At 69.4% G+C, this 8,977-nt stretch carries 9 protein-coding genes; 7 read left to right on the top strand and 2 right to left on the bottom strand.

Going from position 1 to position 8,977, the window contains the following annotated elements; translation table 11 throughout:
* Positions 1-147 precede the first annotated feature (147 nt).
* Entirely contained in the window at positions 148-924 is a 777-nt protein-coding gene (gene pssA / locus D183_RS0101760) for a CDP-diacylglycerol--serine O-phosphatidyltransferase (protein ID WP_010340188.1), read from the bottom strand.
* A 77-nt stretch (positions 925-1,001) separates the two neighbouring features.
* Here pssA and D183_RS0101755 point away from each other — a divergent pair, with 77 nt between their 5' ends.
* From D183_RS0101755 to D183_RS0101745, 3 genes are all read left to right on the top strand, one after another.
* A complete protein-coding gene (locus D183_RS0101755; protein ID WP_017907460.1) occupies positions 1,002-1,394 on the top strand; it encodes a DUF4124 domain-containing protein in 393 nt (130 codons plus the stop codon).
* 100 nt (positions 1,395-1,494) lie between these two features.
* Positions 1,495-3,189, top strand: a complete 1,695-nt coding sequence (locus D183_RS0101750; RefSeq protein ID WP_017907459.1) for a proline--tRNA ligase — start codon at positions 1,495-1,497, stop codon at positions 3,187-3,189.
* 251 nt (positions 3,190-3,440) lie between these two features.
* Positions 3,441-3,902, top strand: a complete 462-nt coding sequence (locus D183_RS0101745; RefSeq protein WP_017907458.1) for an H-NS histone family protein — start codon at positions 3,441-3,443, stop codon at positions 3,900-3,902.
* Positions 3,903-3,961: 59 nt separating this feature from the next.
* On the opposite strand, the gene D183_RS0101740 is transcribed toward D183_RS0101745, so the two are convergent.
* Positions 3,962-5,221 (bottom strand): threonine/serine ThrE exporter family protein, encoded by a 1,260-nt coding sequence (locus D183_RS0101740; protein ID WP_017907457.1) that lies wholly within the window; start codon positions 5,219-5,221, stop codon positions 3,962-3,964.
* A 100-nt stretch (positions 5,222-5,321) separates the two neighbouring features.
* Here D183_RS0101740 and D183_RS0101735 point away from each other — a divergent pair, with 100 nt between their 5' ends.
* The 4 genes from D183_RS0101735 to D183_RS0101720 all read left to right on the top strand — a co-directional run bounded on the left by D183_RS0101735 (position 5,322) and on the right by D183_RS0101720 (position 8,939).
* Positions 5,322-6,434, top strand: a complete 1,113-nt coding sequence (locus D183_RS0101735) for an ABC transporter permease (RefSeq protein WP_010340194.1) — start codon at positions 5,322-5,324, stop codon at positions 6,432-6,434.
* Between the two features lie 81 nt (positions 6,435-6,515).
* The gene (locus D183_RS0101730) at positions 6,516-7,337 is read left to right on the top strand and encodes an ABC transporter ATP-binding protein (RefSeq protein ID WP_017907456.1); all 822 of its coding nucleotides are present in this window, start codon (positions 6,516-6,518) and stop codon (positions 7,335-7,337) included.
* A 4-nt stretch (positions 7,338-7,341) separates the two neighbouring features.
* The gene (locus tag D183_RS0101725) at positions 7,342-8,268 is read left to right on the top strand and encodes an MlaD family protein (RefSeq protein WP_017907455.1); all 927 of its coding nucleotides are present in this window, start codon (positions 7,342-7,344) and stop codon (positions 8,266-8,268) included.
* On the top strand, positions 8,265-8,939 hold the full coding sequence (locus D183_RS0101720; RefSeq protein WP_017907454.1) for an ABC-type transport auxiliary lipoprotein family protein: 675 nt from the start codon (positions 8,265-8,267) through the stop codon (positions 8,937-8,939). The genes D183_RS0101725 and D183_RS0101720 overlap by 4 nt, the downstream gene beginning before the upstream one ends.
* Positions 8,940-8,977 lie beyond the last annotated feature (38 nt).

Genomic DNA, 8,977 nt, shown 5'->3' with positions numbered 1-8,977 from the left:
CCGGCGTCGCCGGCTCGGTCGCCGGCGACGGGACGGGCTCGGGCTCGACCACGGCCGCGGCATCCACATACACGGTGTGACCCAGCGCCTGCAGCCAGCCGACCTGTTCGGCCGACCACAACGGCGCATGCATGGACGCGGGCTCGCTCATGCCGCGTCCGGCACCTTGCGCCAACGCCGCCACAGCCACAGGCACGGCCCGGACAGCGCGTACAGCACGCCGATCGCCAGCAGCGCCCGGGCCAGGTCGATGACCAGCACTGCCAGCACGATCGGCGCCAGCACCAGCATCAGGAACGGCACGCGGTCGGTGCGCGGGCCCTTCTCGCCACTGCCCTTGAAGCTCCAGAAGCGGATGCGGCTGACCATCAGCAGCGCCGCGGTCACGGTCAGGCCCAGCGCCACGTAGCGCAGCTGTTCGCCGTCCCAGCCCAGCGAGCCGTCGGCGAAGGACCACACGAAGGCCATCATCAGCCCGGCCGCGGCCGGGCTGGCCAGGCCCACGAACCAGCGCTTGTCGACCGTGCCGACCTGGGTGTTGAAGCGGGCCAGGCGCAGCGCGGCGCAGGCCGCGTACAGGAACGCCGCCGACCAGCCGACCCGGCCGAGCATGCCGCCGTCGAACTTCAGCGCCGACAACGACCAGTGGTACATCACCAGCGCCGGCGCCATGCCGAAGCTGACCAGGTCGGCCAGCGAGTCGTACTGCACGCCGAATTCGCTGCTGGTGCCGGTCAGCCGCGCCACGCGCCCGTCCAGGCCGTCCATCACCGCGGCCACGAACACCGCCACGCTGGCGTGCACGAACTGGCCGTTGGCGGCGGCGATGATGGCGTAGAAACCGGAGAACAGGCCGGCGGTGGTGAACAGGTTCGGCAGCAGGTAGATGGTGCGCGAACGGGGGGGCGGTCGGGATGGGTCCATCCCGCCAGTCTAATCGACTTGCCAGGCCCGTCGGCGGGTGCTGCAATCGGCGCTCCCGCCGCGCCCTGGAGACCGAGATGCGCGCCCTGCCCCGGTTTTGCTGCCTGCCCCTGCTCGCCGTCAGCGGCATGCTCGGCGCCACCACCCTGTACCAATGGAAGGACGCGCAGGGCGTCACCCACTATGCCGAGACCCCGCCCCCCGGCGGCAAGTACCAGGTGCGCAAGGTCGACACCCGCGGCGATGCCCCGGCCGAGACGCCCGAGGTGGCCCCGGCCGAGAACGCCAAGTGCCTGACCGCACGCAAGAACCTGGATATCCTCGACAAGCCCGGCAAGATCACCACCGACAGCGATGGCGACGGCAAGCCGGACGGAGAACTGGACGAATCCCAGCGCGGCGCGCAGAAGGCCCTGGCCGAGGCCGCAATCAAGGCCTACTGCACCCCGGCCGCCGCACCCGCCAAGTAAGCCGAACGCGCCCCGAACGCGCGCGGCCGGCCGCGGGCGATGCCCGCAGCGCCGGCAATGACTGGCAAAATGGGCGACCCGCCGTCTGCGAAGCCCCTCGATGCGCCTTTCCCAGTTCCATCTGCACACCACCAAGGAAACCCCGGCCGACGCCGAACTGGTCAGCCACCAGCTGATGCTGCGCGCGGGCATGATCCGCAAGCTCGCCTCCGGCCTGTACACCTGGTCGCCGCTGGGCCTGCGCGTGCTGCGCAAGGTGGAAGCGGTGGTGCGCGAGGAAATGAACCGCGCCGGCGCGGTGGAAGTGCTGTTCCCGACCATCCAGCCGCGCGAGCTGTGGGACGCCACCGGGCGCTGGAGCAAGTTCGGCGGGCTGATGCTGCGCATGCAGGACCGCAAGGAACAGGACTACTGCTACAGCCCGACCGCCGAAGAGGCCGCCGCCGATTTCGCGCGGCAGGAGCTGAGCAGCTACAAGCAGTTGCCGGTCAATTTCTACCAGATCCAGACCAAGTTCCGCGACGAGATCCGCCCGCGCTTCGGGGTGATGCGCGCGCGCGAATTCCTGATGAAGGATGCCTACTCGTTCCACATCAGCGACGAGGACCTGGCGCGCGAGTACGAGAACATGAAGGCGGCCTACACCCGCATCTTCACCCGCCTGGGGCTGCAGTTCCGCGCGGTGCAGGCCGATTCCGGCGACATCGGCGGCGACGCCTCGCAGGAATTCCACGTGCTGGCCGCCTCCGGCGAGGATTCGCTGGCGTTCTCCACCGGCTCGGACTACGCGGCCAACGTCGAAGCCGCCGTCGCCGCGGCCCCGGCCCCGCGCCCGGCTGCCGGCGAGGAGCTGCGCAAGGTCGCCACGCCCACCCAGAAGACCTGCGAGGCGGTGGCCGAGCTGCTCGGCCTGCCGCTGCAGCGCACGGTCAAGTCGGTGGCGGTGATGGCTGGCGAAAGCTTCGTGCTGGCGCTGGTGCGCGGCGACCACACGGTCAACGAGATCAAGCTGGGCAAGGTCGCCGGCCTGGCCGGCTACCGCATGGCCAGCGAGGCCGAGATCCTCGCGCACCTGGGCAGCGAGCCGGGCTTCCTCGGCCCGCTGGGCCCGCGCCAGCCGATCCGCGTGGTCGCCGACCGCGACGTGGCGGCGCTGGCCGACTTCGTGGTCGGCGCCAACGAGCGCGGCTTCCACCTGACCGGGGTCAACTGGGGCCGCGACCTGCCGGAACCGGATGCCGTCGCCGACCTGCGCAACGTGGTCGAGGGCGAGCGCGCCCACGACGGCGGCGAGATCCGCCTGGCCCGCGGCATCGAGGTCGGACATGTGTTCCAGCTCGGCCGCCAGTACGCGCAGGCGCTGGACGCCACCGTGGTGGACGAGAACGGCAAGACCGTGACGCTGGCGATGGGCTGCTACGGCATCGGCATTTCCCGCATCGTCGCTGCGGCGATCGAGCAGAACCACGACGACGCCGGCATCCGCTGGCCGCAGCCGATGGCGCCGTGGACGGTGGCGGTGTGCGTGATCAATCCCAAGCGCGATCCGGCGGTCGACGCCGCTGGCGAGGCGCTGCTGGCCGAGCTGCAGCAGGCCGGACTGGATGCGGTGCTGGACGACCGCGGCCTGCGCCCCGGCGCGATGTTCGCCGATATCGAATTGATCGGCGTTCCGCACCGGGTGGTGGTCTCGGAGCGGGGCCTGGCCGCCGGCACCTTCGAATATCGCGCGCGCAGCGGCGGCGATGCCGAACACCTGGATCGAACCGCCTTGCTGGCACGCCTGCAGGCGTGACGAAAGGGGCCGGGAGGATATCCCGGCCCTTTTTCTTTACGCGGCCGTCACGCCTTATGAGGGAAACCAGAGCGGTCTGTTTTCAATTGATTACGGCCGCCAGGGATCCATAAGGACATATTCCCACGGCATTGCGACCGAAAATACCCGCCGCGAATTAAGCAGGGTATTTGTCAATCCGATAAAGCATCATTATGATCCTGCGCTGGCCAGGGAATGGCGGAAGCCACCACCCATTTTCCGGAGTAAAGATGACCATCGATCTCAGTGGCCTGTCGGCCAAGCAGTTGGGCGCCCTCATCAAGACCGCCAAGAAGCAGCAGTCCATCGTCGCCAAGCGCACCCCCATCGCCAAGGTCCGCACCCAGCTGGCGCGCCTGGCCAAGAGCCACGGCTACAGCATCGAGGAAGTCTTCGGCGGCGCCCCCGCCGCGCGCGGTCGCAAGGCCGGCAAGCCGGGTCCGAAGCCGGGCCGCAAACTGGGCAAGGTTCCGCCGAAATACCGCAACCCCGCCAATGCCGCCGAAACCTGGACCGGCCGCGGCAAGCAGCCGCGCTGGCTGGCCGATCTGGTCGCCAAGGGCAAGAAGGTCGACGATTTCCTGATCGCCGGCGGCGCCGCCAAATCCGCCGCGCCGGCCAAGAAGACCGCCAAGAAGGCGGTCAAGCGCGTCGCCAAGAAGGCCAGCAAGAGCGCTGCGCCGAAGGCCTGATCCGCCACGGCAACCGCAGTCGAAACGCCGGCGCATGCCGGCGTTTTTTATTGCCGCATTCAAAGATTCTTGCGCGCCGGCACCAACAGATTGCCGAACAGCAGGCCGGCGACCAGCGCCATCACGATATTGGTCACCGTCAGCAGCGCCGATTGCCCGCCGAGCACGTCCTGCTGCTGGACCAGGGTCAACAGCCCGCGCAAGCTGGCACTCCCCGGCACCAGCATGATGATGCCCGGCAACCGGACCAGCGCGCCCGGTCGGTGCACGATGCGTCCGAACAGATTGCCGGCCGCGGTCAATACCATCGCCGACAGGAAGATGCCGACCGGGCTGCCCCATGCGTCGCCGGCGAAGCGCGCGATCGCGTAGCCGGCCACCGATGCCGCCATCACGAACGGATAATCGCGCAGGCTGGCCTTGAACAACAGGGCGAACGCGTAGGCGGCCACCAGCAGCGAGGCCCATTCCACCCAGCCGTGCTGCGGCCGCGATGCCCGCACCATCGGCTCCAGGCCCAGCAGTTGCGCCAGGGTCACCGCGATCACCGCGCCGACGGTCAGCTTGACGATGGTGGTGACCGCGCCGGCGAAGCGCGCCGTGCCCGAGACCCAGTGCTGGCTGGTGAGTTCGTTGACCGCATTGGTCAGCGCCATACCCGGCAGCAGTACCACCAGCGAGGCGATGATCACCGTATTGAGATTCAGCGGCGCCACGAAACTGGCCACCAGGGTCGCGACGAAACCGGCCAGCAACGCCGCCAGCGCGTCGTTGGCTTCCTTGGTGGCCGGGCGCTTGTCGGTGAGCTGGGTGAGCACGCCGATCAGCAGGCCGATGGCGCTGGCGGTGGCGATGTCCAGCCACGGCAGGCGCCACAACCCGGCCACGCCGGCCGCGGCCAGACCGAAGCCGAGCACCTGCATCGCCATCCAGCGCCGCCCCGGCGGCTGGTCCAACTGGCGCAGCGCGGTGTGGCCCTGGGCCACGCTCATGCGCCCGCTGGCCACGTCGTCGGCGATGCGGTCGGCGACGCTGAGCTTGTGCAGGTCGTTGTCGCCGGGCGCCAGCCGCACCACGCGGGTGATGTCGCTGGAGCCGATCGCCTTGGTCGGGTCGCTGAAGCTGAGGATCAGCCCGGTCGGGTTGGACCAGGGTTCGCAGTCCAGGTCCAACTGCTGCGCCAGCGCCACCACCGCCGCCTCCAGCCGCTGCGCGGTGGTGCCGTAGGTGTGCAGTCGCCCGGCGATGTCGGAGACGAAGGCGATGCGCTGCGCGTAGGTCGCGTTGGCGGAGGGACTGACGGTGGGAGCGGCGGGCATGTCGGCTAGTATGGCGCGAACGCCGCGCCCGGCCACCCCGTCGCGATCACCACATCTGCAACACGGGCGAAACAGGTATGCTCGCGCACCGGACGCCCCCATGATCGAACCGCAACCGCCCAAACTCAGCCAGGACGACCGAGACCCCTCGCGGGTGCGGCTGACCGGCAGTTGGACCCTGGCCACGGCCCTGGCGTCCTCGGAAGTGCTGCGCGGGATGCCGGCCGGCACCACCGGCATCGACGCCAGCGGAATAGGCCAGCTGGATTCGGCCGGGGTGCTGCAACTGATGCGCTACGCCACCCGCAACGGCATCGCCCACGAAGCGCTGGATTTCCGCCAGGACCACCGCGCCCTGGTCTCGACCATCGAGGACGTGGCCGACGACCGCCCCAAGCGCAAGCGCGACTACGGCTTCGCCGCGGCGCTGGAGCGCCTGGGCTACGCGGTGCACCGCAACGGCAAGGAAATCGTCGCCCTGGTCGGCTTCCTCGGCGAGACCCTGGTCAAGCTGCTGCGGCTGCTGCACGCGCCGCGCCGGTTCCGCCTGACCGCCACCGTGCACCACATGGAGCAGGTCGGCCTGGACGCGGTGCCGCTGGTGGCGCTGCTGTCGTATCTGGTCGGCGCGGTGATCGCCTTCCTCGGCTCCACGATCCTGCGCGACTTCGGCGCCGAGATCTACGTGGTGGAACTGGTCAGCATCGCCTTCCTGCGCGAGTTCGCGGTGCTGCTGACCGCGATCGTGCTGGCCGGGCGCACCGCCAGCGCGTTCACCGCGCAGATCGGCGCGATGAAGGCGCGCGAGGAGGTCGATGCGATCCAGACCCTGGGCCTGGACCCGATGGATCTGCTGGTGATCCCGCGGCTGGTGGCGCTGCTGCTGATGCTGCCGCTGCTGACCTTCGTGGCGATGATCGCCGGTCTGGCCGGCGGCGTCACCGTCGGCGCCTTCGACCTGGGCATCCCGCCGCAGATGTACCTGGCGCGCATGCACGACACCATCCAGATCCGGCACATGCTGGTGGGCCTGTCCAAGGCGCCGATCTTCGCCATCGTGATCGGCCTGATCGGCTGCCTGGAGGGACTGCGCGTGGAAGGCACCGCGCAGTCCGTCGGCGAGCGCACCACCTCCAGCGTGGTACAGACGATCTCGCTGGTGATCATCATCGACGCGATCGCCGCGCTGTGGTTCATGAACATGGGGTGGTGAGTTGAAGCCGGGAATCGGGAATCGAGAATCGGGAATGGGGAACGCCGGCCGCGTCAGCGACGTCGACCGGGAGCGCATGCCTTGACCATTCCCGATTCCCCACTCCCGATTCCCGACCAGGAACTCGCCATCTCCGTCCGCGGCCTGGTCAATCGCTTCGGCAGCCAGACCGTGCACGAGGACCTGGACCTGGACGTGCGCCGCGGCGAGATCCTCGGCGTGGTCGGCGGATCGGGCACCGGCAAGTCGGTGCTGATGCGCACCATCCTCGGCCTGCGCGAGCCCGATGCCGGCAAGATCCAGGTGCTCGGCGTGGATACCGATTCCGGCCGCCGCGCCGATCGCCTGCACGTGGAGCGCAACACCGGCGTGCTGTTCCAGGACGGCGCCTTGTTCTCCTCGCTGACGGTCGGCGAGAACGTGCAGGTGCCGCTGAAGGAGCATTTCGGCGAACTGCCCGACAGCTGGCACTACGAGCTGGCGCTGCTGAAGGTGAAGCTGGCCGGCCTGCCCGCCGACGCGCTGAACAAGCTGCCCTCGCAGCTGTCCGGCGGCATGCGCAAGCGCGCCGGGCTGGCGCGCGCGCTGGCGCTGGATCCGCCCCTGTTGTTCCTGGACGAACCCACCGCCGGGCTGGACCCGATCGGCGCGGCCGCTTTCGACCGGCTGATCCGCACCCTGCAGGAAGCGCTGGGCCTGACCGTGTTCCTCATCACCCACGATCTGGACACCTTGTACGCTATCTGCGACCGCGTGGCGGTGCTGGCCGACCGCAAGGTCATCGCCAACGCGCCGCTGGCCGAGATCGAGCAAGTGGACCATCCGTGGATCCAAGAGTATTTCCACGGCCCGCGCGCCCGCGCCGCGCGCGATGCCAAGACCGCCTGGACCGAGACCCCCTGAGCCCATGGAAACCAAAGCCAATTACGTGCTGATCGGCGCCTTCACCATCGTGGTGGGGATCGCGCTGCTGCTGTTCGGACTCTGGGCCGCCAAGTACTCCTCCGACCGCACCTGGCAGGAGTACCGCGTGGTGTTCCGCGAGGCGGTGACCGGCCTGTCGGTCGGCAGCCCGGTGCAGTACAACGGCATCGCGGTGGGCTCGATCACCGAGCTGACCCTGGCGCCGAACGATCCGCGCCAGGTGGTGGCGCGGATCCGGGTCAACTCGACCACGCCGATCAAGAGCGACACCCGCGCCAAGCTGGGCATCACCAGCCTGACCGGCCCGTCGATCATCCAGCTCTCCGGCGGCACCCCGGAAGCGCCGGCGCTGACCTCGATCGACAACAGCGATGCGCCGATCATCCAGACCACGCCCTCGGCGCTGCAGAACATCACCGACACCGCCAACCGCATCGTCGAGCGCCTGGACGAGGTGCTCAGCGACCGCAACGTCGCCAGCATCACCGCCACCCTGCACAACCTGGAGACCATCAGCGGCGGCCTGGCCGACCGCGACCAGGGCATGCAGTCGCTGATCGTCAGCGCGCGCGATGCGGCGCGCAACCTCGACACCACGCTCAAGACCACCAACGGCACCATCCAGCGCCTGGACCAGAACCTGGTGCAGCAGTTGCCGCCGATCCTAAACAAGCTGGAGGACACGCTGAGCAAGCTGGATTCGGCCGCGGGCAATGCCGACAAGATCCTTGGCGAGAACCGCTCGGCGATCAACAGCTTCGCCAACGACGGCCTCGGCCAGCTCGGCCCGACCCTCACCGAACTGCGCGGCCTGATCCGCGACCTGCGCCGGGTCAGCGACCGCCTGGACAACAACCCCGCGCGCTACTTGCTCGGCCGCGACGCCCCGAAGGAGTTCAAACCCAAATGAAGCCGATGCGCGCCTTCCTCCTGCTCGCCGTGCCGGCCCTGCTGCTGGCCGGCTGTTCGCTGCCCGGCGGCAACAAGGAGCCGGTGACGATCTACGCGCCGGACGTGCGGGTCACCGCCGACCCGGCCTGGCCGCAGGTGAGCTGGCAACTGGCGCTGACCAAGCCCAGCGCCGCGCGCGTGGTCGACAGTTCGCGCATCGCGGTGCGGCCGACGCCCGACGAACTGCAGGTATATGGCGGCGTCAGCTGGGCGCAACCGGCCACCGACATGCTCGAGGACATGCTGCTGCGCGCGTTCGAGGATTCCGGGCGCATTCCCGGCGTGGCCCGGCTCGGCACCGGCATCCGCGCCGACTACAAGCTGCTGCTGGACCTGCGCCGTTTCGAATCGGACTACGCCGGGCGCGCGGTGCCGTCGGCGACCATCGAGCTCAATGCCAAGCTGCTGTACAGCGCCGACCAGCGCGTGGTCGCCTCGCGCACCTTCCTGGTGACCCAGCCTGCCGCCGGCACAGCCGAATCGCAGGTGGTCGACGCCTTCGGCCAGGCCATGTCGCAACTCGGCCACGACGTGGTCGGCTGGACCCTGCAGCAGGGCCAGGCCGATGCAGCCACCGCGCTGGCGCCCAGCGTGCCACCGCCGGCCAGCCCGAAGCCGCCACGGCGCTGATGGCTCCCCTCTCCCACCGGGAGAGGGGTCGGGGGTGA

The organism is Xanthomonas sp. SHU 199 (genome assembly GCF_000364665.1).
Taxonomy (GTDB): domain Bacteria; phylum Pseudomonadota; class Gammaproteobacteria; order Xanthomonadales; family Xanthomonadaceae; genus Xanthomonas_A; species Xanthomonas_A sontii.
The sequence above is the reverse complement of the archived record's forward strand: the minus strand, read 5'-3'. Positions and strand labels throughout refer to the sequence as shown.